Origin of the sequence: Xanthomonas chitinilytica, from assembly GCF_026107455.2 — a bacterium.
GTDB lineage: Bacteria > Pseudomonadota > Gammaproteobacteria > Xanthomonadales > Xanthomonadaceae > Stenotrophomonas > Stenotrophomonas chitinilytica.
In genome coordinates this window covers 1-23,968 of sequence record NZ_JAPCHY010000020.1, presented here as the reverse complement: position 1 = coordinate 23,968, position 23,968 = coordinate 1, and the positions used below count along the sequence as shown (strand labels likewise).

At 71.1% G+C, this 23,968-nt stretch carries 23 protein-coding genes; 4 read left to right on the top strand and 19 right to left on the bottom strand.

What is annotated here, in order from left to right:
• Nucleotides 1–13 precede the first annotated feature (13 nt).
• The gene (mdoH, locus tag OK345_RS17075) at nucleotides 14–1,939 is read right to left on the bottom strand and encodes a glucans biosynthesis glucosyltransferase MdoH (protein ID WP_265129209.1); all 1,926 of its coding nucleotides are present in this window, start codon (nucleotides 1,937–1,939) and stop codon (nucleotides 14–16) included.
• A gap of 485 nt (nucleotides 1,940–2,424) precedes the next feature.
• On the opposite strand from mdoH, the gene OK345_RS17070 reads away from it, so the two are divergent.
• On the top strand, nucleotides 2,425–2,742 hold the full coding sequence (locus OK345_RS17070) for a hypothetical protein (protein WP_265129208.1): 318 nt from the start codon (nucleotides 2,425–2,427) through the stop codon (nucleotides 2,740–2,742).
• Nucleotides 2,743–2,928: 186 nt separating this feature from the next.
• Here the strand turns inward: OK345_RS17070 and OK345_RS17065 are convergent, their stop codons facing one another.
• From OK345_RS17065 to OK345_RS16990, 16 genes are all read right to left on the bottom strand, one after another.
• Entirely contained in the window at nucleotides 2,929–3,102 is a 174-nt protein-coding gene (locus tag OK345_RS17065; protein WP_265129207.1) for a hypothetical protein, read from the bottom strand.
• A 415-nt stretch (nucleotides 3,103–3,517) separates the two neighbouring features.
• On the bottom strand, nucleotides 3,518–4,378 hold the full coding sequence (locus OK345_RS17060; RefSeq protein WP_265129206.1) for an alpha/beta hydrolase: 861 nt from the start codon (nucleotides 4,376–4,378) through the stop codon (nucleotides 3,518–3,520).
• Nucleotides 4,375–5,190, bottom strand: coding sequence for an ABC transporter ATP-binding protein (locus tag OK345_RS17055; RefSeq protein ID WP_265129205.1), 816 nt, complete (start codon nucleotides 5,188–5,190; stop codon nucleotides 4,375–4,377). The genes OK345_RS17060 and OK345_RS17055 overlap by 4 nt, the downstream gene beginning before the upstream one ends.
• Complete coding sequence (locus OK345_RS17050; protein WP_265129204.1) at nucleotides 5,190–6,263, bottom strand: FecCD family ABC transporter permease; 1,074 nt, start codon at nucleotides 6,261–6,263, stop codon at nucleotides 5,190–5,192. Before OK345_RS17050 ends, OK345_RS17055 begins: the two co-directional genes overlap by 1 nt.
• Before the next feature lie 51 nt (nucleotides 6,264–6,314).
• Nucleotides 6,315–7,427, bottom strand: a complete 1,113-nt coding sequence (locus OK345_RS17045) for an ABC transporter substrate-binding protein (protein ID WP_265129203.1) — start codon at nucleotides 7,425–7,427, stop codon at nucleotides 6,315–6,317.
• A 38-nt stretch (nucleotides 7,428–7,465) separates the two neighbouring features.
• Nucleotides 7,466–8,236, bottom strand: coding sequence for a 2,3-dihydro-2,3-dihydroxybenzoate dehydrogenase (locus OK345_RS17040; RefSeq protein WP_265129202.1), 771 nt, complete (start codon nucleotides 8,234–8,236; stop codon nucleotides 7,466–7,468).
• Entirely contained in the window at nucleotides 8,233–12,153 is a 3,921-nt protein-coding gene (locus OK345_RS17035) for a non-ribosomal peptide synthetase (protein ID WP_265129201.1), read from the bottom strand. Before OK345_RS17035 ends, OK345_RS17040 begins: the two co-directional genes overlap by 4 nt.
• Nucleotides 12,150–12,413, bottom strand: a complete 264-nt coding sequence (locus OK345_RS17030) for a phosphopantetheine-binding protein (RefSeq protein ID WP_265129200.1) — start codon at nucleotides 12,411–12,413, stop codon at nucleotides 12,150–12,152. The genes OK345_RS17035 and OK345_RS17030 overlap by 4 nt, the downstream gene beginning before the upstream one ends.
• A complete protein-coding gene (locus OK345_RS17025) occupies nucleotides 12,410–13,045 on the bottom strand; it encodes an isochorismatase family protein (protein ID WP_265129199.1) in 636 nt (211 codons plus the stop codon). The genes OK345_RS17030 and OK345_RS17025 overlap by 4 nt, the downstream gene beginning before the upstream one ends.
• Nucleotides 13,045–14,694: a (2,3-dihydroxybenzoyl)adenylate synthase gene (locus OK345_RS17020; protein ID WP_265129198.1), complete on the bottom strand. Its 1,650-nt coding sequence runs from the start codon at nucleotides 14,692–14,694 to the stop codon at nucleotides 13,045–13,047. The genes OK345_RS17025 and OK345_RS17020 overlap by 1 nt, the downstream gene beginning before the upstream one ends.
• A gap of 14 nt (nucleotides 14,695–14,708) precedes the next feature.
• On the bottom strand, nucleotides 14,709–15,890 hold the full coding sequence (locus OK345_RS17015) for an isochorismate synthase (protein WP_265129197.1): 1,182 nt from the start codon (nucleotides 15,888–15,890) through the stop codon (nucleotides 14,709–14,711).
• Nucleotides 15,887–17,083: an MFS transporter gene (locus tag OK345_RS17010; RefSeq protein WP_265129196.1), complete on the bottom strand. Its 1,197-nt coding sequence runs from the start codon at nucleotides 17,081–17,083 to the stop codon at nucleotides 15,887–15,889. The genes OK345_RS17015 and OK345_RS17010 overlap by 4 nt, the downstream gene beginning before the upstream one ends.
• Nucleotides 17,084–17,769: 686 nt before the next feature.
• A complete protein-coding gene (locus OK345_RS17005) occupies nucleotides 17,770–18,267 on the bottom strand; it encodes an Ohr family peroxiredoxin (RefSeq protein ID WP_265129195.1) in 498 nt (165 codons plus the stop codon).
• A gap of 51 nt (nucleotides 18,268–18,318) precedes the next feature.
• Entirely contained in the window at nucleotides 18,319–19,086 is a 768-nt protein-coding gene (locus tag OK345_RS17000; protein ID WP_265129194.1) for an SDR family oxidoreductase, read from the bottom strand.
• Between the two features lie 134 nt (nucleotides 19,087–19,220).
• Entirely contained in the window at nucleotides 19,221–20,252 is a 1,032-nt protein-coding gene (locus OK345_RS16995) for a LysR family transcriptional regulator (RefSeq protein WP_265129193.1), read from the bottom strand.
• Entirely contained in the window at nucleotides 20,249–20,524 is a 276-nt protein-coding gene (locus OK345_RS16990; protein WP_265129192.1) for a sigma factor-like helix-turn-helix DNA-binding protein, read from the bottom strand. The genes OK345_RS16995 and OK345_RS16990 overlap by 4 nt, the downstream gene beginning before the upstream one ends.
• A 128-nt stretch (nucleotides 20,525–20,652) precedes the next feature.
• Between OK345_RS16990 and OK345_RS16985 the strand changes: the two genes are divergently transcribed.
• The 3 genes from OK345_RS16985 (at nucleotide 20,653) to OK345_RS16975 (ending at nucleotide 22,690) form a co-directional block, all read left to right on the top strand.
• Complete coding sequence (locus OK345_RS16985) at nucleotides 20,653–21,132, top strand: carboxymuconolactone decarboxylase family protein (protein ID WP_265129191.1); 480 nt, start codon at nucleotides 20,653–20,655, stop codon at nucleotides 21,130–21,132.
• 87 nt (nucleotides 21,133–21,219) lie between these two features.
• Nucleotides 21,220–21,636 carry a cupin domain-containing protein gene (locus tag OK345_RS16980; RefSeq protein WP_265129190.1) on the top strand — a complete coding sequence of 139 codons (417 nt, stop codon included), beginning with the start codon at nucleotides 21,220–21,222 and terminating at the stop codon, nucleotides 21,634–21,636.
• Nucleotides 21,637–21,802: 166 nt separating this feature from the next.
• Nucleotides 21,803–22,690 (top strand): RNA polymerase sigma-70 factor, encoded by an 888-nt coding sequence (locus OK345_RS16975; RefSeq protein WP_265129189.1) that lies wholly within the window; start codon nucleotides 21,803–21,805, stop codon nucleotides 22,688–22,690.
• 14 nt (nucleotides 22,691–22,704) lie between these two features.
• Here the strand turns inward: OK345_RS16975 and OK345_RS16970 are convergent, their stop codons facing one another.
• Nucleotides 22,705–23,730, bottom strand: a complete 1,026-nt coding sequence (locus OK345_RS16970) for a bestrophin family protein (RefSeq protein ID WP_265129188.1) — start codon at nucleotides 23,728–23,730, stop codon at nucleotides 22,705–22,707.
• Between the two features lie 37 nt (nucleotides 23,731–23,767).
• Nucleotides 23,768–23,968 (bottom strand): alpha/beta fold hydrolase (locus OK345_RS16965; protein ID WP_265129187.1); only part of this gene is annotated, 201 nt, incomplete at its 5' end.

Genomic DNA, 23,968 nt, shown 5'->3' with positions numbered 1-23,968 from the left:
TATGCCTGCGCCGTCACTTCGACCGGTCGTCCGCCGCTTCCCGGGCGGCGACGCGCCGCAGCTCGGCGGCGCGCACCAGCACATGCGGCGGGGAGCGCTCCTCGGGAATGCTGAGCAGATTCCAGCGCCGCAGCCGCTGCCCCGCCGAACGCGACGAGGTCAGCGCCACCACCGGCACCGCCAGCACCATGCCGATCACCACCGGCGACATCCATGCCGCCAACGGCGGCGATACCGCATAGGCCATGCCGCCGGCGAGCAGCCCGAACAGGCTCAAACCGCCATAGCCGCGCAGCAGCGCCGGCCACGACACGCTGCCGTCGTCGCGCTGCTGGGCGTCCCAGCCCGAATCCTTGCCCGCCAGCACCTCGGCCACCCCGCGCGACTGCAGGTACATCACGATCGGCGCCATCAGCGCCGCGAGCAAGGTTTCCAGCAGCACCCCGACCAACGCCCGCAGCGCGCCGCCGCAACCACGGCGCTCGGCCGGCGACAGCAGCATCGCCAGGTAGCCCATCAGCTTCGGCGCCAGCAGCACGGCCATGGTCACCGCGAACACCCACAGCACGCCGCTCTCGTCCTGGCGGTGCCAGTAGTGCGCCGGCGAGAACGGCAGGTGCAGCGCCTGCGCCAGGTCGAGGCCGTCCTGCTGCAGCGGGATGGCGATGCCGATCAGCATCAGCATCGCCCACATCGGCGCGGTGAAGTAGTGGCCGATGCCGATCATCATGTGCATCCGGCTGACCCAATGCAGGCCGCGCGCGGTGACCACCTTGGAGTGCTGCAGGTTGCCCTGGCACCAGCGGCGGTCGCGCACCAGCAGGTCGGTCAGCGTCGGCGGGCCTTCCTCGTAGCTGCCCTGCAGGTACGGCACCATGTGCGTGGCCCAGCCGCCACGGCGCATCAGCGCCGCCTCGACGAAATCGTGGCTGAGCACGTGCCCGCCGAACGGCTTGCGCCCCGGCAACGCCGGCAGCCCCGCCTGCTCGGCGAAGGCGCGGGTGCGGATCACCGCGTTGTGGCCCCAGTAATTGCTCTCGGCGCCGTGCCACCAGGCCACGCCGTGGGCGATGACCGGCCCGTACACGCGGCCGCCGAACTGCTGCATGCGGGCGAACAGGGTATGGCCGTTGACCACCGCCGGCAGCGACTGGATCAGGCCCACGTCCGGGTTGGCTTCCATCGCCGCGGACAGGCGGATGATGGTATCGCCGGTCATCAGGCTGTCGGCGTCGAGGATCAGCATCTGCGGATAGCCGCCGCCGAAACGGCGTACCCAGTCGGCGATGTTGCCGGCCTTGCGACCGCTGTTGTCGGCGCGGCGCCGGTAGAAGATGCGCCCCTGCCCGCCGGTGCGCTGGCACAGCTGCGCGTAGACGCGCTCTTCCTCCTGGCCGATCGCCTCGCGGGTGGTATCGCTGAGGATGAAGAAATCGAACTGCGCCAGCTGGCCGGTGGCCGCCACCGATTCGTAGATCGCCTGCAGGCCGGCCATCAACCGGCGCGGATCCTCGTTGTAGGTCGGCATCAGCAGCGCGGTGCGGGTGGCCAGCCGCGGCAGCGGCGCATCCGGATCGATGCCCAGCTTGCGGCGTTCGCGGACGATGGCCCAGAAGCCGGCGAGCGAGCCGACGAAGGACAACGCGATCCACGCGAACAGCAGCACGAACAGCACCAGCAGGCAGGCTTCCAGCACGCTGACGCCGTCCACCGCCACCACCCGCCACATCATGCCGGTGGCCACCAGCGTCATCAGGATCGTGCTGCCGAACACGAACAACCGGCGCCAGCCGATGTGCGCCGGCGACGTGGCCTGACGCGGACGCTGCAGCCGCCCCTGGCGCAGCGATTGCTCGGGCATGGCCAGCGGCGATTCGGCGGGCAAGGTGGCGATGCCGGCATCCAGCGACGCCGGCGTAGTCGTTGCGGGGGAATTCATGCGCCTCCCATCTCCGCGTCGAATGGCACGGAAACGGCGGCTATCGGCAGAACGGAAACAGCATCAGGTGTCGCGGAAGGAAGAACCATGGACATGCAATCGGAACGAAAGGAAAACGCCCACGGAGGGGGAGCACTGGGACGACGGCAACGCACTGGCTCTCCTCACCGCGGAACAATCGGTTCAGCTTAGTCAGGAAAACGTAAGGGAAACGCGAAGAAGCGGGTTTCCCGGGAAAGGCGATGGCGCGCGAGACGGCGGTCGCATCCTGCTGCCGGGTCCGCGAACCTGCGCCAGCGGCGGCAGTGGCGATGCCGTGCCCGTCGCTCACGACCCGCATCGCCGCGGTCGGCCATTGTGCCACGCCGGCTTTCGCGGCCGGCACGCGCGACCGCTCGGCATGAGGTGAACCGCTCAGATTTGTGACTCCCCGCACGCCGCCCCTTCACGATGACCGCCGTATGGTCGATGGCACTACTTCCTGCATGGAGACCCAATCGATGGGCACCCGGGTGGACCCGACGATCATCGACATCGAGGCGGAACTGGCGTTCTGGCGCGGCGAGCACAGCAACGGCAGGCTCGGCACGCACGGCTTCGGCACCTATGCCATCGCAGTGAAAAACGCTTGCGATGTATGGCTGCACCACCCCAAGGCCAGCGAACAGCAACGCCTGGAACTGTTGCGCGAACGCTACGAGCTCAATGCCATGCGCCGCCTGCAATGGGACGAGGCCGCCGAATTCGCCCGCCGCTGCTGGCAGCACCTGGGCGCCGCGCCGGGCGACGCAGGCAGCCACTGAAGTCGTCGTCCCCGGCAGCAGGCAATGCTCCTGCTGCCCCTGCGTCGATAGCCGACAACCCGGCCATACGGCAATCGTCCCGTTGATGGCGATGTCCGCCATCAAACGCACGGCTGCCTGGCGGTTTCCCGGGTCGAAGGCCGCCAGCGGATCCGCTGGCGGCCGGACAGCGGCGACTCACCGCCGCTATTCCTCCTCGTCCTCGCGGCCGCCCTGCTGGCCCGGTTGCCGCGGTTCCCGCTGCGGATCCTGCTGCTGTTGCCCGGGCTGACGGGGGTTGCCGTGCCGCTGCTGGCCCGGGTCGTTCGAGCCAGGAGTGCGTTGCTGCTGGTCGCGCTGGTCAGGTTTGTTGTTGCCCATGTCGTTTCTCCGGTTGCCGGAATCCGTATTCCGGTATCGGGGAAGGTATCGACAGCCCGGTTACCCGGGTGTACCAGTCCGTTCAAGACGACGTGACGGGCCGCCGAGCGGCTGAATCGTTCATCGCCCATCCACGTCGCGGCGAGGTGTGCGCGGTACGGAGAGCCTCGTCCGCTGCATCGTGTTTCCGGGGCCGGGCGGTTGTCCCGGGTCGATGGGGACAGACGTCGCACGCCCGATGCCAGCACGCCCGGCTGGCCGTCGGAAAAGACGTTGGATGCCATGGTCGCGCGTGGGCGCGCCAGGACACCGCCACGCCGCCTGGAAAGGTCGCGACTGACGTTGCTCCTGCAACATCCTGCTGTTCACACCGGCTATCCCGACGAAACCCCGGAAAGCGCCAGGAAACTCCCGGTCACCCCGCGGCAACCGGCGCCAGCGCGAAGCGCAGCACCCGCTGGATCGCGATCATCAGCACCGAGGCGTGGTCTTCATCCGGGAACAGGTGGAAGGCCACGGCGTCTTCGCCCAGGGTTTCGCGCAACTGCATCGCCATGGCCTGCGTGTTGGCGACCATGCGCCGCTGCGCGCGCCGCTGCAGCAGTTGCTCGTAACCGGGAGCGCCACGCTGCCAGGGCGGCACCTCGGCTTCCCATTCGCCCACGGCGAGGAACACCCGTGCAGCGTCGCGCGCAAGCGTGGCCAGGCGCGCGCGCAGGCCGGCCTCGTCCCACCAGATCGACGGGCTGACGGCGGCATGGACACGGAAGGCGCCGGGCCGCGCGGCCAGCGCATGCAGCACGAAGTAACCGGCCAGCGAATGGCCGAACAGCACCTGGCGCGTGGCATCCAGCGCGAATTCGCTGCGCAGCGCCGGCGCCAGTTCGTCGACGATGAAGGACAGGAACGCATCCGCGCCGCCGCTGCCCTCCCCCGCCCCGGCCGGCGCGGCGGTGGTGTAGTCCAGCCGTCGCCGCCCGGTCGCGAACAGCTCGCCGCCAGCATGGGCGATGCCGACCACCGCGGCCGCGGCGATGCCGGTGGCGTCCGGACGCCGGCTGCTGCGCCGGATCGCCTCGACGAAGGTGCCGAACAATGCGTTCGCGTCGAGCACGTAGAGCACCGGGAACCCCCCCGGCGGCGGCGGGCCCGGCGGAATCCACAGCTCGATGCCGTATTCGCCGCCGTTGGCGGCCGCGCGCATCCGCCGCGCCTGGGTGCCGTCCAGCGCCACCGGCGGCCAGGCCGGCGCCGGGTCCGGCGGCAGCGTGTTCATCGCACGGCGTCCGCGACCGGCAGCACGTCGTCGACCATGATCTGCAGGCCGCTGCGGGAGCAGCGCTCGACCCGGGCGCTGACCCCGTAGACCCGCGCCAGCGTATCGGGGGTGATCGCCTCGGCCGGGGTGCCGGCCGCCGCCACCGCGCCATCGGCCAGCATCACGATGCTGTCGGACCAGCGTGCGGCGACCTGCAGGTCGTGCAGCACCACCAGCACGATCATGCGGCGTTCGCGCGCCAGCTCGTGCACCAGCCGCATCACCCGCAGCTGGTGCTGCAGGTCCAGCGCGCTGATCGGCTCGTCCAGCAGCAGCACCCGCGGCTCGCGCACCAGCGCCTGCGCCAGCGACACCAGCTGGCGCTGGCCGCCGGAAAGCTGGTCCAGCCCCTCCAGTGCCAGCCGCACGATGCCGATGCGCTCGAGCACGGCCACCGCGCGCTGCTCGATGGCGGCGTGGCCCAGGCTTTCCTCGCCCGTCGGCGAGGCGCGCAGCGCGCTGACCACGCTTTCCAGCACGCTCAGCGCCACGCCCTGCGGCAGGGTCTGCGGCATGTAGGTGATGCGGCGCGCGTGCTCGGCCAGCGACAGGCCCATCAGTTCGCGCCCGCCCAGCCGCACCGAGCCGGTGGCCGGCTGCAGCCCGGCCAGCGCGCGCATCAGCGTGCTCTTGCCGGCGGCGTTGGGGCCGACCAGCGAATGCAGCTCGCCGGCCCGGATCGCAGGCAGACTCAGCCCCTGGATCACCTTGCGGCCGCGATAGCCGGTGGACAGGTCGCTGACCTGCAGGATGTCGTCGACTGCGTCCACTAGCTCCGCTCCGGGCGCCTGAAGATGAGGAACAGGAACACCGGCACGCCGACGATGGCGGTGACGATGCCCACCGGCATCAGCACGCCCGGCACCAGCACCTTGCTGGCCACCGAGGCCAGCGACATGATCAGCGCGCCGCTGAGCAGGCTGGCCGGCAGCAGGAAGCGATGGTCCTCGCCGAGCAGCAGCCGCGCCACGTGCGGGCCGACCAGGCCGATGAAGCCGATGGTGCCGACGAACGCCACCGAGGTGGCGGCCAGCACGCTCACCCGCAGCAGCGCCAGGAAGCGCAAGCGGCCGACGTCGACGCCGAAGCTGCGGGCACGGTCCTCGCCCAGCCGCAGCGAGGTCAGTCGCCCGGCCGCGCGCAGCGAGAACGGCACCACCAGCAGCAGCGCCACGCCCAGCACGCCGGTATTGCCCCAGGTGGCGCGCGACAGCGAGCCCATGCTCCAGAACACCAGCTGCTGCAGCGCCTCCTGCGAGGACACGAACTGCACGAACGCGACCAGCGCGTTGAACGCGAACACCAGCGCGATGCCCAGCAGCACCACGGTCTCGACCCCGGCGCTGCGCCGGCGCGCCATCAGCTGCAGCAGCAGCACCGAGCCGAACGCGCACAGGAACGCGTTGATCGGCACCATCCAGTCGGCCGGCAGGAACGGCACGCCGATCCCCACCACGATGGCCAGCGCCGCGCCGAACGAGGCCGCCGAGGACACCCCCAGCGTGAACGGGCTGGCCAGCGGATTGTTGAGGATGGTCTGCATCTCCGCACCGGCCAGCGACAGCGCCGCGCCGACCAGCACCGCCATCACCGCATAGGGCAGGCGCACCTGCCACACGATCGCCGCCTGCGGCGGGGTGAGGCTGTCCGGCGACAGCAGTCCGCCCAGCACCTGGGCCGGGGTCAGCGCCGACGGCCCGGTCACCAGGTCCAGCGCGAACGCCGCCACGCACAGCAGCGCCAGTCCGGCGACGATGGCGACGCGGCGCGCGACGATGCGGCGATAGGCCGCCAGCACCGTGGCCGTGTCGCCGGGCGCGCCCTTGATTCCGATTTCGTTCAATCCAAGCGACTCCCTGGGAAATGCACGCCTGCCCGTCCGCGGCGCGGGCGGCTACTTCAGATCGGTCCAGCCCACGCCATGATAGGGCACCGCCAGGAAGCGCCGGTTGATCTCCTGCAGCGTCCGCGCCGGGTCCAGGTCCTGGAACAGTTCCGGATGCACCCACCTGGCGAACACCTCGATGGCGACGATGTCGATGGGCGAGTTGATCAGCTGGTGGGCCAGCCCGTGCGCGTTGCCGGTCTTCACCGCGCTCAGCTGGGCGATGCCCTGGCGGCGGGTGATGGCCGCCAGCGAGGCGCGCGCGCGCGCGGCGTCGTAGCCCACGCCCAGTACCAGCCCGCCGCTCTTTTCCAGGTGCGCGCCGCCGGTGGCGATGTACACCTTCGGGTCGCGCGAGATGACGTATTCCAGGTTCAGCTTGCCGAAGGGGCCCTTCAGCACGTCGGCGCCGATGTTGTGGCCGCCGACGAACTCGATGTAGTCGCCGACGTTGCCCTTGCCCGGCGAGTTGCAGCAGTCGCGGGTCATGCCCGCGTGCGCTTCCAGGAACACGCTGGGACGCGCGTCCGGCGCCAGCGCCGCCACGCGCCGCGAGATCGTTTCCAGCCGCTGCCGGCGGAAGGCGATGAAGTCCTCGGCCTTGGCCTGGCCGCCGGTCAGGCGGCCGAGGATGCGCAGGCTGCGCTCCTGGTTCTTGAACGGGTTGGTGAAGAAGTCGATGAACACCACCGGGATGCCCGCCGCCTGCAGCTGCGCCACCTGCGCGTCGCTGGGGCCGTTGCCGAGCGACACCACGGCCACGTCCGGCGCCGCCGCGAGCACCGACTCCAGGTTGAAGCTGCCCGCCGAACTGGCCACCTGCGGCAGCGTGCGCAACGCCGGGAACTTCTTCAGGTACTCGGCGTAGGTCTCCTCGCCGATGCGGTTGATGTCGCGCGGCCAGGCCGCCAGCACCTTCACCGGGTCGGGTTGGATCAGCGCCAGCGCCACCAGGTAGCGGCCGTCGTCGATGGAGATTTTTTTTATCTGGTCGGGAACGGTCACTTTCCTGCCGCGCAGGTCGACGATCTCGGCGGCCATCGCCGGCAGCGCCAGCGCGGCCCACAGGATCGACAGCAGCAGGCCGCAGCGGAGGGCGAGGCGGCGCGGGTGTGGGTTCATGGAAGACTCCGGGTGCGGAAAGGGGGAGACGGTCGGGTTCATGCGCGCAGCGTGGCCCCGCCGTCGACGTACAGGTCGGCCAGCGCGATGTGCCCGGCCTGCTCGGACAGCAGGAACATCACCGCGTTGGCCACGTCCTCGGGCGCGGCCAGCTTGCCCAGCGGGATGCCGGTCTTGTAGGTCTCCGGGGTGCCGTCGATGACCCGGCGCGCGCCGTCGGCGTCGGCCCACATGCCGGTCTGCATCGGGGTCAGGGTCGAGCCGGGGGCGACGATGTTGCAGCGGATGCCCAGCGGCGCCAGTTCCAGCCCCAGGCAGCGCATGAACATCGCCGCGGCCGCCTTGGACGCCGCATAGGCGGCCATGCCGTGCCGCGGCACCCCGGCGGCGTTCGAGCCCACGGTGACGATGGCGCCGCGCCGGCGTGGAGTCATCGCCCGCGCCAGCGCGCGCGAGACGTGGAACACGCCATCGGCGTTGACCGCGAACACCCGCCGCCACTCGGCGTCGTCCAGGGTATCGACGGTCCCGGTCTGCAGTACCCCGGCGACGTTGACGCCGAAGCCGATCGGGCCGATCCCGCGTTCGATCCGCGCCACCAGCGCGTCCACCGCGGCCGGATCGCTGACGTCCAGCGCCTCGGCGTGCGCCGCCGGCGCGCCATCGACGGGTTCCAGTTGCGGTGCGGCCAGGTCGGTGGCGACCACCACGCTGCCGCTGGCGCGCAGCAGCCGCACCAGTGCCGCGCCGATGCCGCCGCCCGCGCCGGTGACCAGGGCCACCGTGCCGTCGAATCCGGTCAATCTCATGTCTCGTCTCCCGCGGATGCATCCCAGTGTCGCAGCCGTTCGTCCAGCAGCGGCGCGATCTTCGCCACGGCGTCGCGGCCGGTCAGCTCCGCGTGCAGGAACGGCAGCTCGATCGATTCGACCGCAGCCGCGTACGGCGCCCACAGCCGCGACTGCAGCTGCGGCCGCCCGGCATGGTCGCGGCCGGCGCGCAGGTGCAGCAGCGCGCCGTCGTAGCGCGCATGGTGGTGCCCGCGCACCAACCGGTTGGTGCTGGTCACCGCCCGCACCACGCCGTCGAGCACCGGCTCGGGCAGGTTGCCCAGGGCGCTGTCGCCGCGGCGCAGGAACGCGACCACCCTGGCGCGGCTGTCCAGCTCCGGATGCGCTTCCGGGTCGTAGCCGGCGATCGCCAGCAGCGCGCGCAGCGCCGCGACCGGGCCGGGCTCGGGTTCGGCGCGCCAGCACTCGGCCGGATAGGCGTCGAGCAGCGCCAGCAGCCCGACCTCCCGGCCCAGCGCGCGCAGGCGTACCGCCATCGCCTGGGCGATGATGCCGCCGACCGACCAGCCGAGCAGGTGCACCGGCCCGTGCGGATGCACTTCGACCAGGCGCCGCGCATAGTCGGCGGCCAGCGCGTCGATGCTCGCCGGCAGCGGCTGCGCCGGGTCCAGCACCGGCGACTGCAGGCCGAACACCGTGCGCCGCGGCTGCAGCGCGCGCGCCAGCTCGCGGTAGTTCCAGGCGATGCCGCCGGCCGGATGCACCACGAACAGCGGCGCATGCGATGCCTCGCCCTCCGCCAGCCGGATCAGCGGCCCCAGCCCGTGGTCGGCGCTGGCCGGCTGCGCGTCGATCAACGCCGCCAGCGCGGCCACGGTCGGCGTGGCGAACAGCGCGCCCAGGCCGGGGTCGCAGCGCCAGCGCTGCTGGATCGCCAGCAGCAGGTGCACCGCCGTCAGCGAATCGCCGCCGAGTGCGAAGAAATCGGCGTCGGCACCGACCGGCGCCTCCATGCCCAGCACCTGCGCGAACAGCGCCGCCAGCCCGCGTTCGGTCGGCGTGCGCGGCGCGGCCTCGCCGGCCTGCACGGCCGGCGCCGGCAGCGCACCGCGGTCGAGCTTGCCGTTGGCGGTCAGCGGCCACTCGGCGAGCGCGACGAACGCCGCCGGCACCATGTAGTCCGGCAGCCGCGCGGCGAGGTACGCGCGCAGCGCATCCGCCGCCAGCGGCGCGTCCGCCTGCACGTAGCCGACCAGGCGGCGTTCGCCGGGACGGTCCTCGCGCAGCACCACTTCGGCGCGCGCCACGCCCGGGACCGAGCGCAGCGCCGCCTCGATCTCGCCCAGCTCGATGCGCAGGCCGCGCAGCTTGACCTGGTGGTCGCTGCGGCCGAGGAACTCGACCGCACCGTCCTCGCGCCAGCGCGCCACGTCGCCGCTGCGGTAGATCCGCGCCCCGGGCACGAACGGGTCGTCGCCGAAGCGCTCGGCGGTCAGGTCGTCGCGCCCGAGGTAGCCGCGCGCCAGCTGCACGCCGCCCAGGTAGAGGTCGCCGACCACGCCCGGCGGCAGCGGCCGCATGCGCGCGTCGAGCACGTACAGCCGGGTGTTCCAGACCGGGAAACCGATCGGCACCGGGCGCGAGTCGTCGTCGCGCCCGGCCGGCCACCAGCTCACGTCCACCGCGGCCTCGGTCGGCCCGTAGAGGTTGTGCAGCTCGGCATCGAGGACTTCGTGGAAACGGTCGCGCAGCTCGGCGCCGAGTTCCTCGCCGCTGACGAACACCCGCCGCGGCGCCAGCCCCTGCGCTTCCGGCGCGGCCAGGAACGCGGCCAGCATCGACGGCACGAAATGCAGCGCGGTGATGCCGCGTGCGCGGACCAGCCGCGCGATCGCGCGCGGGTCGCGGTGCGCGTCCGGCGGCGCGATCACCAGCCGGGCGCCGGCCAGCAGCGGCAGGAAGAACTCCCAGACCGACACGTCGAAGGTCGCCGGGGTCTTCTGCAGGATGCGGTCGTCCGCGCCGATGGCGAACTGCTCGCGCATCCACTCGATGCGGTTGACGATGGCGCGGTGTTCGACCACCACGCCCTTGGGCTCGCCGGTCGAGCCGGAGGTGTAGATCACATAGGCGGCGTCGCCGGGTTCGACCGCGGCGGCGAGCGCAAGATCGGTATCGGCGTGCCACTGCGCCGGCGCCAGCAGCGGCCAGGCGCCGAAGCGCGCGGCCTCGGCATCGCCGGCCAGCACGCAGGCCGGGCGCGCCGAGGCGAGGATGCGCGCGAGCCGCTCGTCGGGATGGGCCGGGTCCAGCGGCAGGTAGGCGCCACCGGCGCGCTGCACCGCGACCAGCGCGACCACCAGTTCCAGCGAGCGCGGCAGCGCCACCGCCACCACCGAATCGCGGCCCACGCCGCGTTCGCGCAGTTGCAGCGCCAGCGCCCGCGTGCGCCGCTCCAGCTGCGCGTAGCTCAAGGTCTGCCCCTCGTACTCCAGCGCGACCGCGTCCGGGGTGGCCGCCATCTTCGCCTCGTACAGCGCGACCAGGGTGGTGTCCGCCACGGGATGTCCGGTGGCGTTGACCTCGAACAGGTAGCGCTGCGCCTCGGCCGGCGTCGCCAGCGCGATGTCGGCCATCGTGCCGCCGGCCGCATGCACGTCGAACGCGGCGCGCAGGAACGCCGGCAGCCGCGCCGCATGCGCCCGTACCTGCGCCGGGGTGTACAGCGCCGGGTTGGCCTCGATCTCCAGGTCGAGCGCATGCACGGCATCGCCGCGGAAACCGAGGGTGGCGTCGTCCACCGGGCCGGTGCACAGGATCTCCAATCGGGTCTGGATATTCGGCAGCTGCAACGGCCGGTAGAACGGCTGCACGTTGACCAGCGGGCCGTGCAGGCGCCGCTGGCCGCCGACCAGGCCGAGGTCGCGGCGCAGCTGTTCGCTGCGGTAGCGGCCGTGGCGGCGGCCGCGCACCAGCGCGCCGGCCGTGCTGCGGACGAAATCCGCGAGCGGGACATCGGCTTCGGGCACGCGCAGCGGCAGCACGTTCATCGCCATCGCCGGCACCCGCGCCGACGCGCTACCCAGCCGCCCCATGTGCGGCACGCCGACCACCGCCTCGGCCAGCCCGCCGTGGCGCCGGCAGTACTCGGCGGTGAGGGCGGCCAGCAGGTCCGGCCACGGCTGCCCGACCTGCGCGGCGACCTCCAGCAGGCGCTCGCGCAGCGGCGCTTCCAGCGGTTGCACCCGGCGCAGGCAATCGTGCGCGGCGGCGGCGAAGCCCGGTCCCAGTCCCGCGGCGGCCGGCATCGCCTCCATCGCCTGCCGCCAGTACGCCGCATCGCGTTCGCGGCGCTCGCTGTCACGGTAGATGTCGTCCTCGTCCAGCACCGGCGCCAGCGGCGCCAACGGGGTGCCGCCGTCCTCCGCCGCGTACAGCGCGCAGACGCGTTCGCCCAGCAGCGCCATGCCGTAGCCGTCGGCCGCCAGGTGGTGCACGCGCAGGTACCAGACGTAGCGTTCGTTCCCCAGCAGGTAGAGCCGCTGCACGGCGAGGCGATCGCGCGCGGGGTCCACCGGCGTCATCCGCTCGGCGTGCATCGCCGCCTGTGCCGCGGCGACCGGGTCGGCCTGTGCGGACAGGTCCACCCGCTCGATCCCCGGCCGGCAGGCCGGGTCCGGCCATTGCCGCGGCCCGTCCTCGTCCTCGCGCATCCGCAGCGACAGCGCCTCGGCCTCGGCCGCGGCGCGGTCGGCCGCGCGCGCGAACCGGGCCACGTCCAGCGCGCCCTCGATCCACAGCGCATGGGCGGTGTTGAACGCCGGGTTGTCCGGCGCCAGCCGCTGCGCGTACCAGAGCCCGAGCTGCGCCTCGCTCAACCGGCGCACGGGCGCCGCAGCGGCGGACACGGCGGCGCTGGCGGCCGATGCGTTCATCGCCCGGCCGCAGCCCGCGCCTGCAGCCGCTGCACCACCTGCCACCAGTCCTGCAGGGTGGCGTACTCGGCCAGGTCGGCGAACTCCAGCGCGATGCCGGTCTCGCTCCAGGCCATCACCAGCCCGAGCAGGCGCATCGAATCCAGCCCGAGGTCCATCAGGTTGTCGCCGTCGGCGACCGCTTCGGGCGCCTCGTCGATCATCCGCGCCACGTCCGCGCGCATGCGTTCCAGGGTCAGCGTCCCCGTGTTGTCGGTCATTGCAGGGCCTCCAGCAGTTGATCGGTGGTCATCGGCACGCCGCAGGTGCGCGCGATCCAGCGCAGCGCATCGTCGTGGTCGGCGCGCGAGAAATCGGCGACCGCGTCGGCGGCGATGAACGGCTCGATGTCGCGCTGGAACGCCTCGGCCACGGTCGCGGTGCAGCCGATGTGCGCGTAGACGCCGGTGACCAGCAGCTGGTCGCGGCCGCGCGCGCGCATCAGCGTTTCCAGGTTGCTGCGCTGGAAGGCGCTGTAGCGGTGCTTGACCAGCACATGGTCGCCCGCGGCCGGTGCCAGCGCCGCGACGATCTCTTCGTGTTCGTCGATCGCGCGCATGCCCGGTCCCCACAGGTCGGCCTGCAGGCCGCGGTCGCGGCGGTCCTGGTCGCCGCGCTGGGCGGTGTAGAACACCGGGATGCCCTGCCCGCGGCAATGCGCGAGCAGCCGCGCCAGGTTGTCGATGGCCGGCGCCAGCGGTGCCGCATCGGCCGCGAACGCGGCGAGGAAGTAGCGCTGCATGTCGTGCACCAGCAGTGCCACGCGCTGCGCCTGCGGTTGCCATGGCGCGCGCGGCGCCGGCAGTTCGGCCCGCGTGGGCAACGGGTACGGTGCGATCCGGGGCAGGCCCATCAGCAATCCTTCTGTTCGGACAGGAATTTCTCGCGCAGCTGCGCGCGCAGTTCGCGGCGGCTGATCTTGCCCACCGCGGTGGTGCCGAAGGCATCGACCAGCACCACCTGGTCCGGCACCTTGAACGCCGCCAGCCCGCGCCCGCGCACCCAGGCCTTCAGTTCCGCGGCGCGCGGCCGCTCGCCGCGGGCGATGACGAAGGCGCAGCTGCGCTCGCCCAGGTAGGGATCGGGAATCGACACCACCGCCGCGTCGAACACCGATGGGTGCGCCAGCAGGTGGTCCTCGATCTCCTCGGCCGAGATCTTCTCGCCGGCGCGGTTGATGTGGTCGGTGGCCCGCCCCTGCACCACCAGGTAGCCGCCCCGCAGCCGCTGCACCATGTCGCCGGTGCGGTAGTAGCCGTCGGCGGTGAACGCGCGCGCGTTGGCGGCATCGTCGTTGTGGTAGCCGCGGATCGTGTACGGCCCGCGTACCAGCAGGTGGCCGGCCTCGCCCTCGGGCACCGGCTCGCCATGGTCGTCGACCACCAGCACCTCGTCGTCCGGGCTGATCGGGCGGCCCTGGGTGTTGACCACGATGTCCTCCGGATCGTCCAGGCGGGTGTAGTTGACCAGCCCCTCGGCCATGCCGAACACCTGCTGGAGTTGGCAGCCCAGCCCGGCGATCACCCGCCGCGCCGCTTCCGGCACCAGCTTGGCGCCGCCGACCTGCACCACCTGCAGGCTCGACAGGTCGTGCGCGGCCTTGCCGGCGGCATCGGCCCACAGTAGCGCCAGCGGCGGCACCAGGCCGACGCAGGTCGCGCGTTCGCGCGCGATCAGCGGGAACGCCGCATCCGGCCCCGGACCGGGGCTGAGCACCACCTTCGCGCCGGCGTACAGCGCGCCGAAGAAACCGGGCGAGCTCATCGGGAAATTGTGCGCGGCCGGCAGCGCCACCAGGTAGACGCTGTCGCGGTCGATGCCGCAGATCGCGTTGCTGGCGCGGAAACTGTAGATGTAGTCGTCGTGCGTGCGCGGGATCAGCTTCGACAGCCCGGTGCTGCCGCCGGAGATCTGCAGGAACGCCACCGACTGCGGGTCCGGGTCGCCCGGCAGCGTGGCCGGGTCGCCGTCCAGGTCGGCCAGCGCCGCGAACTCGGCGGCCTCGCCGGCGACGACCACGTGCCGCACCGCCGGCACCTCGGCGCGCAGCTCGCGCGCCAGACTGCGGTAGTCGAAGCCATCGTGGCGCTCGGGCATCACATAGGCGCTGGCCTCGGCCTTGCGCGCGAAGTGCGCGATCTCGGTGATCCGGTGCGCCGGCAGCGCGTACACCGGCACCAGCCCGGCACGGAACAGGCCGCAGGCCACGGCGATGAACTCGGGAACGTTGCCCAGCTGCACCACCACCCGGTCGCCGGGCCGCAGCCCCATCGCCAGCAGACCGGCGCCGATGCGCCCGGCCTCGCGCCACAGCTGCGCATAGCTCCAGCGGACGTCGCCGCCGACCACCGCCACGTCGTCGCCGAAACGCTCGGCGCGCTCGCGCAGGAAGCCGGGGAAGGTCTCGCCGCGCCAGTAGCCCGCCGCGCGGTAGCGCGCGACGAAGTCGCCCGGCCACACCTGGCGCAGCGGCAGGCGCGCGTGCGCGGGAACGTCGTTCATCTGATCCTCGCTCGTCATCGGTTCATGCGTTCGGCGTCGATGCCCAGCGCGTTGAGCAGCGCCATGAACTTGCCCGCGGTCTCGTCCACCTCGAGCGCCGGCTGCGAACCGGCGACGATGCCGGCGCCGGCGAACAACCGCAGCATTCTGCCCTGCACATGGGCGCAGCGGATCGACACGTACCAGTCGCCATCGCCGGCGGCATCGGTCCAGCCGACCGCGCCGGCGTAGAACCCCCGCGGCACCGGCTCCAGCGCCTGGATCGCTTCCAGCGCCGGCTGGCGCGGGGTGCCGCAGACCGCGGGCGTGGGGTGCAGCATGCCGGCCAGCGCCGCGGCCGACAGCGCGGGATCCTTCAACGTGCCGGCGATGCGCGTGCCCAGGTGCCACATCGTTGCGGTCGCATGCAGCGACGGCCGCGACGGCGCATCCAGCTCGCTGCACAGCGGTGCCAGCGCCTCGACGATCGCCTCGACCACGTAGCGGTGCTCGTCCAGGTCCTTGGCCGAGGCCAGCAGCGCCTCGGCCGTGCGCGCGTCCTCGGCGGGATCGCCGCTGCGTCGCGCCGAACCGGCCAGCGGATGCGAAACGACATTGCGCCCGCGCCGCGACACCAGCAGCTCCGGCGAAGCGCCGACCAGCCAGGCCGGCGCCTGCCCGGCGGCGACCGGCAACGGCACCACGTAGGTGGCCACGCTGGGGTCGCGGCCCAGGCGCGCGGCCAGCGCGCGCGGATCGACCGCCTGCGCGGCCTGCACCCGCAGGCTGCGCGCCAGCACCAGCTTGCGCAGCGGATCGCCTTCGGCGCGCAGCGGCTGCAGCGCTTGCGCAACCGCATCGGCATAGGCCTCGGCGCTGGGCTCGGCGACGATCCCGCCGGCCAACGCCGGGAATGTCCCGGCTCCGCTCGGCACCGGCGCGACCAGCCGTTCGGGCTGGTACAGCGCATCGCCGGCGTGCGGGTCGAACGGCAGCGCCCCGACCAGCAGCGCCGGCCCGTGGCGCGATTGCGCGAAGAACGCCTGCACCCGCTGCGCCAGCGTCGCGGCGGGACCGCCCGGCAGCCGCATCCGGCAGCCGGCGGCATCCACCCGCCGCTGCGGCGCATGCAGCAGGAACGAGCCTGCATCGTCGACCTCGCGGTACGCCACTCCCGTGTCTGCCACCAGACCCGCGGCCGCGGACGTGTCGTTCATTGCACCTCCTCCGTGCGATGCAGCGCCGCCGCCAGCGCCAATGCCAACAGCACCGCAGCGACCAGCAGGTAGGGCGCGCCCGGCGACCAGCGGTACAGCAGCGTGCCCAGCAGCGGCCCGACCACCATGCCCGATCCCTGCACCGAGGCCACCGTGCCTGCCGCCGCTCCCTGTTCGTGCGCCTGCACCGAATCGGCCGCCAGCGCCTGGAACGACGGGAACACCAGCCCCATGCCGAACGCGGCCACGCCATAGGCCGCCAGCAGTTGCCAGTGCGTGGCCACCAGCGCCACCGCGGCGAAACCGATGCCCGACACCAGCGCGCCGATCGCGATCCAGCGCACCGGCGGCACCGCTTCCAGCCGCATCACCAGCACCTGCGAAAAGATCAGGCCGACGCCGACGGTGGTCAGCGCCAGGCCCGCCATGCGCGCGCCATCGGCCGGCGACAGTTGCAGGCGGTCGATGGCGAAGAAGCCGACCACGACCTGCGCGATCGAGACCGAAACCATCGCCGCGAACACCGCGTACAGCGGCAGCCGCAGGCGCCGGTCGTTCCAGGCCATGGTCGGCCTCGCGCCCGACGGCGCGGCCAGCGGCGGCGTGGCCGGCAGCCGCCACCCGATCATCAGCAACGACAGCAGCGGCAGCAGCGCCGCGGCGTAGAGCGCCAGCGCCAGGTCGTGGAACGCGATCCACCCTGCCACCGCCGGACCGATCACCATGCCCAGGGCGTTGGCGGTACCCAGCCGCGCCATGATGCTGGCGCGCTGTCCCGGCGGCACCGCATCGGCCACCAGCGCGGCCGCGGTCGGCGGCACCGCGGCATAGAACAGGCCGACCAGCGCACGCGCGCCGACCAGCACCAGCACCGATACCAGCACCGCCGGCGGCTGGCGCAGGGCGACATCGACGAACACCGCCAGCGCCGCGTAGATCAGCGTATAGGCGGCCAGCGCGATCAGCAGCACCCGCTTGCGCCCGATACGGTCGCTGAGCGCCCCCCATCGCCGCGCCGCCAGCATCCAGAACAGGCCCGCCGCCGTCACCGACAGCCCCGCATGCCACTCGGCCAGGCCGAGCAGGCGCACGACCGGGCCGATCACGGCGACGAAGGCCATCATCGCCATCGTGCCCGCCAGCGCGGCGAACACCAATGCGGAAAGACCTGGAACGGGGGGACGCGACGCCATGACTCAGTTACTTCGTTTACCCTGAGGATCGTGGGGCGGGCGGTCGCTTCGCTTGTTCCGCAGTACGGTTGCGGAACGCATTCGCTGGAATTCGCGATGAGCGCCCGCCCATGCAATCCGAGATGATAACAGCTCTCATTCTCAGGGTTATCTGCAACGTCCCCCGAACGCACGGGGCACAGCCGCCGAAGACCGACCATCGAGAGCGGAAACCGCGGCAGCGGAAGCGGAATGCCCCAACCTAAAGACGGGATGAACGCCACCATGTCGCATTGCGGACCGCCCCGGAAGGGTCATGCCCGGGGCCGCAGCGCAGGGCGACGCCGACCTTGTTGCCGTGCATGGCCCGACCGCCGGGATCGATCGCGAGGCCGGGGACGCAACCGCTCCGCCAGTCATCGAGGGCATCCGGCCGCAGCCGACCGGCCCGGCCGGACAGCCGCCTGCGCCTGCTGCCGCCCCAACCGACCGAAGCGCCTGCGATGCGTATGGACGTCGCCTGATTGCAGGCAATGCCCCTGGCCGGCAGCGCCGCTGGATCGCAACGCGCCATCGAGCGCCATGTTCAACGCGCGCAGCCGGTCATCGCCGACTGGTCCGGCATCGGCCTCGATACCGCCAGTGCGTGGACAGGGTACCCGAAACCAGGACGGAAGCAGCCCGCGGCGGCCATCCGCGAGTGGCGGTCACTCCACCGTCACCCGCACCATGTGGCTGATTCCGCGGTGGAACATTTTCGCGTAAGGACACACCCGCTCGGTGTTGCGCACCAGTTCGGCGGCCAATGTCGCATCCATGCCGGGCAGGCACACGAGGATCTCGGCCGACAACAGGTATAGGCCATCCACCGGATCGCGCGCGAAGGTCACCGCCACGTCGATGCTCGGGTTGTCGAGTACCAGCCCCGCGCGCGCCGCCACCAGCACCAACGCGCCATGGAAGCAGCCGGCGTAGCCGGCCGCGAGCAGTTGTTCCGGGTTGGTGCCGCCACCGGGTCCGCCCAGCTCGGGCGGCAGACGCAGGTCGACAGCAAGGGCACCATCGTCCGAGCGCACCACGCCGGAGGCGCGTCCGTGCCGCGCCTCGCCCCCGCTCACGCGCACCCGGCCGGTGTAAAGCGGGTGTGCGGCGTCTCCATGGTATTTGTCGAGCACACTGGGGGGCGGCGGCTTCAGTTCGGTCATTGCGTCTTCCCGCAGGTGATGATGGGCACAGATGGGCACCGCCCGCGCGGGTCAGGCCGGCTGGCCCTGTACCAGGCCGGATTGCCGCAGCCATTGCTCGAAGTCCACCTTGCCCGTCCAGGCCGGTCCGGCCGGTACCAGCGTGTCGTGCTGCAGCTGGGCGCCGAAATAGCCGGCCAGCGCATCGCCCACCACCTCGCGCGCATCGCCGGTGGCCCCCAGGAAGCGCCGAGCCAGCACGTCCATCGACGCACGCTCCGGTCCCGCAATGTCGACCACGCCATTGATCGGCGGCGTCAGCGCCACGCCTGCCACCGCATCGGCCACGTCCTCGGCAGCGATCGGCTGCACCAGCGCGGTCGGCAGGCGCAGGGTCGGGCCATCGCCAGCGGACTGGATGATGCCCGGCAGGAACTCGAAGAACTGGGTCGAATGGATGATGGTGTAGGCGATGCCCGATCCGCGGATCAACCGCTCCTGCGCGATCTTGCCGCGGAAGTAGCCGCTGGCCGCGAGCTTGTCGGTACCCACCACCGACAGCGCCACATGGTGGCGGACACCGGCCCGGGTCGCAGCCTCAAGGATGTTGCGGCCGGCCGTCTCGAAGAACGACAGCACCGCCGCATCCTCGAACGAGGGCGAGTTGGCCAGGTCCACCACGACCTCGGTACCGGCCATGGCGGCGTCCAGCCCTTCGCCGGTCAGCACGTCGATGCCGGTGGAGGGCGCGGCGGCCACGGTCTGATGGCCCGCCACACGCACGCGCTCCACCACCTTGCTGCCGATCCGGCCGGTACCGCCGATGACGAGAATCTTCATGACATATCTCCAGAGAGTGCGGAAAGAAGGCCGCGCGACGTGTCGGTGGCGCGGGAACATCGTAGGAAGCCGGCAGACGTGGCAGTAGCTCCGCGCGGGGACGCGCACTGTTGTCCTGCACGCACCAATGGCGATCACGCCCACGCCGCTTGCGCCGGTGCCTCCTTGGCCGCCTGGTGGCGTGTCTCCCAGTGTGAGATCACGTCCAGATCCAGCGCGCGCACGCGCTGGGTGCTGAAGTCGATGAACGCGCGGATGCGCTTGGGCAGCTGGCGGCGGCTGAGGTAACACAGGTAATGACCGCGATCGTGCGGCGCGTAGCGGTCCAGGCAGGTCACCACGGTGCCTGCGCGCAGCGCTTCGCGCACCTGGTAGCTGGGCAGCTGGGCGATGCCCAGCCCATCGACCACCGCCTGCAGGGCCAGGTCGGCATCGTTGAACACCAGCGCCGCGGCAGGCTGCAGATTCACCTCGTTGCCCTCGACCCGGAAATCCCAGCGTTGCAGACGGCCAGCAGGCAGGCGCCGGCCGATGCAGGCATGCCTCGCCAGCTCCTCGACCGAGGCCGGTAGGCCGTGTACCTGCGCATAGCCGGGCGAGGCGCAGACCACCAGCTGCATCGGCACCAGCTGCTTGGCGATCACCTGGCTGTCTTCCAGCAGGCCATCGCGGAAGGCAATATCGATGCGACCGGCGACCAGGTCCGGGGCCTGCTCGTCCAGCAGCAGTTCCAGCGAAACCTCGGGATACTCCTTGCGGAAAGCCGCCAGCAGGGGCGCGATCACCCGGCGCCCGAATCCGTAGGTCGCGCTGATGCGCAGGTGCCCCTTCGGCGGTCCATCGCGCAGGTCGCGCATCTCGTCCAGCGCCTGCAGGATGCAATCGACGCCGGGGCGGCAGCCCTCCAGGAACAGCTCTCCTTCGCGGGTCATCGAGGTCGAGCGCGTGGTGCGCAGGAACAGTCGCACACCCAGCTGGCCTTCCAGCTTCTGCACGCTGCGGCTCACTGCCGAGCGGCCGATGCCCAGACGATCGCCGGCACGCGCGAAGCTGCCTTCCGCCGCTACTGCGATGAAGGCCAGTACGCCTGCATAGCTGGTGGAGAACGACGCGTTGAGGGAATCGCGGCCGTCGCCGGTCGTGGGCAGTTGCGGAGACGATTTCATGGTGTTTCAGGCTCCAGTGGATCGCGATGCGCGCGCAGGCAGGCGCGCGCCTGCTGCAGGCGGTGCCGGCATGCCGGCAGGTCCATGCCGAGCAGCGGCACGATGTCGTCGAAACCAGCACCCAGCACGTCGTGCAGCAACAGCACGGCACGCGCATCGGGAGGCAGCTCGTTGAGTGCGGCAAGGAATTCAAGCCAGACCCGCTCGCTGGCAGGCAGTAGGGCACGGCGATAGGCGGAAATGAGGTCCATGCCCGGCAGACGGATCAGCACCTGCCGCTGTGACACCACATTGGTGTTTTTTACGCACCACCATGCGTCCCTGCCCTTGGCTACCGGCCACAGCGGGGTGGACGTAGCCTCATGCCGTCCATTCCAGCCTACAGAAGGAAAACATCGTCATGACCGCACGCCTGGACTACGCCAAGCAATCGCCGGAACTGTTTAAGAAACTCGCCAGCTTCTCGCAGGCCACCCATGCCACCTCGATCGAGGCGTCGCTCCACGATCTGGCCAACATCCGCGCCTCGCAACTCAACGGCTGCGGGTTCTGCCTGGACATGCACGTGAAGGAAGCCACGATCCGTGGCGAGCGTCCGCTACGCCTGCACCACATTGCCGCATGGCGCGAATCGAACCTGTTCAGCTCGCGCGAGCGCGCCTGCCTGGCCTGGACCGAAGTGCTGACCCAGCTGCCCACGCAGGGCGTGCCGGATGAACTGTACGAGCGCGTGCGCAGCCAGCTTTCCGAGCAGGAGATCGTCGACCTGACTTACGCTGTGATGGCGATCAATGCCTGGAACCGCGCCAACGTCGCCTTCCGTACCGAGCCGGGCGTGCTGGACAAGGCCTTCGGCCTGGACAAGGCCGGTCTGGCCTGAACCCGACGGCGCCGGTGCCCCGGGCACCGGCGCCCCTTACCCGGCCCGCACGCCGCGACATGGCGGGCCATCGGCAGGAGATCCGCCATGCGTTCCCTTCCCTCACTGGCATTGCTCGCGCTGCTGCCGCTGGGCAGCGCCAGCGCCGCGCCCCCAGCACACTCCCACCCTGCGCCGGAACCGATCGTGCACGAAGTGATGACCCAGCCACTGCCCGACCACCCCGGCAAGGAAACGCTGATCCTCACCGTCGAATACCCGCCGGGCGGCGCCGACCCGGTGCATCGCCACGATGCCCACGGCTTCGTCTACGTGCTCGAAGGCCACATCGTGATGGGTGTGGCCGGTGGCCGCGAAGTCACCCTGGGCCCGGGCGAAGCCTTCCACGAAGGCCCCAAGGACCTGCACACCGTCGGCCGCAACGCCAGTCGGGTTGAACCGGCCAAGTTCGTCGTGTTCCTGCTCAAGGACATCGGCAAGCCCGCCGTACTGCCGCCGCACTGAGGACACCGGCCGGGGTGGATGGCGGCCAGCTGCAGCCCGGGTACACATCATCGCATCGCGCCGCGCTGCGGCACGGCCGTTCCCCAGGGAGCTCTGCGCCGGCAACCGCGCTCCCCGTCCGCGGCGCTGATGTCACAATCCGGAGACCTGTTCCGTCTCCGCTTCCATGGAAGATCCCACCAAACTGTTCACCCGCCTGCGTCCACGCCTGTTCGGTGTGGCGTACCGCATGCTCGGCACGGCAGCCGCGGCGGAAGACGTGGTGCAGGATGTCTGGCTGCGCTGGCACGGCGCGGAGCAGCAGCACATCGAGAACCCCGAGGCCTGGCTGGTTGCCACCACCACCCGTCACGCGATCGACGGCCTGCGCCTGGCGCGGCATACGCGCGAACACTACGTCGGCATGTGGCTGCCCGAGCCGCTGCTCACCGACGACACCGACACCCCGGAGCGCGTGCTGGAAACCGCCGACGATCTGTCCATCGCCTTCCTCAACGTGCTGGAACGACTGGCGCCGGACGCGCGCGCCGCCTTCCTGCTGCACGATGTGTTCGACCAGGATTACGAGGTGATCGCACGCACGCTCGGCAAGACCGAAGCGGCGTGCCGGCAGATCGTGCATCGTGCGCGTCTGCAGCTGCGTCAGGAGCGGCCTCGATACGCCGTGCCACTGGAGGTACACCAGCGGTTGATGCGCCGCTTCGCCGAAGCGATATCCACTGGCGATTTCAAGACGATTAAGGCTTTGATGGCCGAATCGGCGGTCCTGATCGGCGACGGTGGCGGCATCGTCACCAGTTTCCCCAGGCCAATGGTGGGCGGCGCGCGCATCGCGCAGCTGCTGTACGCCCCGCACCTGCGCCGCAGGGAGCAGCTGCGCATCGTCCCTGCGATGCTCAACGGGCGATTGGGATTGCTGCGCTACTTCGACGGCGCGCTGGAATCGGCGATGGCCTTCGATACCGATGGCGACCGCATCGTGGAGATCCTGGTGCAGCGCAATCCGCACAAGCTGCGGCGTTTACGGGAACAGGTAGTAACGCCGGTGCAGTAAGCCGCGCGCGGCCATCACGGCAGCAGCGGTGCTGGCATTCCCCGCGCAGCGGCCGCAGGTTCCTCCGCCAATGCAGTTCGCAGTTCATGCTCCAGCAACAGGCATGCACGATGGATCGACCCGCCATCGAACGGATGGCATCCCTCGCGCCCCGCTCTGCCCAGCGCCAGGTACAGCCAGGTCAGCATCGCGGACAACGGCACGATGGACCAGCACGCCAAGGCACCGATGACGTGATCGTCGAACAGCACTAGCGGGCCCATCGCATCAAGCAGGCCGAACGGCAGCAGCAACCCGAACACACCCAGCAACACCCCATCGACGTGGGTACAACGACGCGTATCCGGATCATCCTTCATACCCTCGGCCGCAGCCTGCAACCGCTGCAGCTCGTGCAGCAGGCGATGCAACTCCAGGAACGGCGCGGGGTTCAGCTTGTCGGCAGCGAGCAGCGCCTTCAGCGCCTCGCTCTGCAGGCGCAGCACCTGGCTGGACGGGTCGTCAGCCGCCAGGATGCGCTCGCACTCGTGCGCGCCGACATACCCGACCAGCTCGCGTTGCAGGTGCATCGCCTTCTCCGATGCCTGGCGACTCACCCCGCCCTCAAGGCCGCGGCCGCGTTCGTCGCCTTCCGGTTCCTCGGTGGACCGCAGCTGTCGGCACAGCATCGCCAGCCAGGCCAGATGGCGGTACGCCAGCTGCCGTGCAGCCTCGCCGTCCTGCAGGACGCTGCGGCTCAACAAGGTCCAGCTGCGGCTGGCGGCGGTGATCGATGCCCACAGCCGCTGCGCATTGGCCACACGCGCATGCCCGCGCATCGCCTTGAAGCCGGTAGTGATGGCCAGGGTAAGCCCCAGCATCGTCAGCAGGCTCCAGGGCAGGCTGATCCACGCCCCATCGGTCCAGCGGTAAAGCGCGACGATGGCCGTCGCATGGCCGGTGACCAGCAATAGGGGGCGCTTCGTCCATCGGACCCGTTCGCCAGAATTATGAGGCATGCGCGCTTGCATGACGGGATTCCTCGTTCGCTTGCGATGCAATCGGAAGGCCCCGGCATTGCACCGGGGCTTTCGATGGCTACTTCTGCTGCAGGAAGGCCAGCAGGTCCTGGTTGACCTTGTCCTTGTGGGTCTCGGTCAGGCCATGCGGTGCACCCGGATAGACGATCAGCCTGGCACCTTCGATCAGGGCGGCCGAAGCCTTGCCGGCGGCGTCGATCGGCACGATCTGGTCGTCGTCGCCGTGGATCACCAGGGTCGGCACGTCGAACTTCTTCAG

Excerpts from the sequence above, each read along its gene's own strand:
- mdoH (WP_265129209.1), bottom strand. The coding sequence starts at position 1,939 with ATGAATTCCCCCGCAACGACTACGCCGGCGTCGCTGGATGCCGGCATC.
- OK345_RS17070 (WP_265129208.1), top strand. The coding sequence starts at position 2,425 with ATGGAGACCCAATCGATGGGCACCCGGGTGGACCCGACGATCATCGAC.
- OK345_RS17065 (WP_265129207.1), bottom strand. The coding sequence starts at position 3,102 with ATGGGCAACAACAAACCTGACCAGCGCGACCAGCAGCAACGCACTCCT.
- OK345_RS17060 (WP_265129206.1), bottom strand. The coding sequence starts at position 4,378 with ATGAACACGCTGCCGCCGGACCCGGCGCCGGCCTGGCCGCCGGTGGCG.
- OK345_RS17045 (WP_265129203.1), bottom strand. The coding sequence starts at position 7,427 with ATGAACCCACACCCGCGCCGCCTCGCCCTCCGCTGCGGCCTGCTGCTG.
- OK345_RS17040 (WP_265129202.1), bottom strand. The coding sequence starts at position 8,236 with ATGAGATTGACCGGATTCGACGGCACGGTGGCCCTGGTCACCGGCGCG.
- OK345_RS17035 (WP_265129201.1), bottom strand. The coding sequence starts at position 12,153 with ATGAACGCATCGGCCGCCAGCGCCGCCGTGTCCGCCGCTGCGGCGCCC.
- OK345_RS17030 (WP_265129200.1), bottom strand. The coding sequence starts at position 12,413 with ATGACCGACAACACGGGGACGCTGACCCTGGAACGCATGCGCGCGGAC.
- OK345_RS17025 (WP_265129199.1), bottom strand. The coding sequence starts at position 13,045 with ATGGGCCTGCCCCGGATCGCACCGTACCCGTTGCCCACGCGGGCCGAA.
- OK345_RS17020 (WP_265129198.1), bottom strand. The coding sequence starts at position 14,694 with ATGAACGACGTTCCCGCGCACGCGCGCCTGCCGCTGCGCCAGGTGTGG.
- OK345_RS17015 (WP_265129197.1), bottom strand. The coding sequence starts at position 15,890 with ATGAACGACACGTCCGCGGCCGCGGGTCTGGTGGCAGACACGGGAGTG.
- OK345_RS17010 (WP_265129196.1), bottom strand. The coding sequence starts at position 17,083 with ATGGCGTCGCGTCCCCCCGTTCCAGGTCTTTCCGCATTGGTGTTCGCC.
- OK345_RS17005 (WP_265129195.1), bottom strand. The coding sequence starts at position 18,267 with ATGACCGAACTGAAGCCGCCGCCCCCCAGTGTGCTCGACAAATACCAT.
- OK345_RS17000 (WP_265129194.1), bottom strand. The coding sequence starts at position 19,086 with ATGAAGATTCTCGTCATCGGCGGTACCGGCCGGATCGGCAGCAAGGTG.
- OK345_RS16995 (WP_265129193.1), bottom strand. The coding sequence starts at position 20,252 with ATGAAATCGTCTCCGCAACTGCCCACGACCGGCGACGGCCGCGATTCC.
- OK345_RS16985 (WP_265129191.1), top strand. The coding sequence starts at position 20,653 with ATGACCGCACGCCTGGACTACGCCAAGCAATCGCCGGAACTGTTTAAG.
- OK345_RS16980 (WP_265129190.1), top strand. The coding sequence starts at position 21,220 with ATGCGTTCCCTTCCCTCACTGGCATTGCTCGCGCTGCTGCCGCTGGGC.
- OK345_RS16975 (WP_265129189.1), top strand. The coding sequence starts at position 21,803 with ATGGAAGATCCCACCAAACTGTTCACCCGCCTGCGTCCACGCCTGTTC.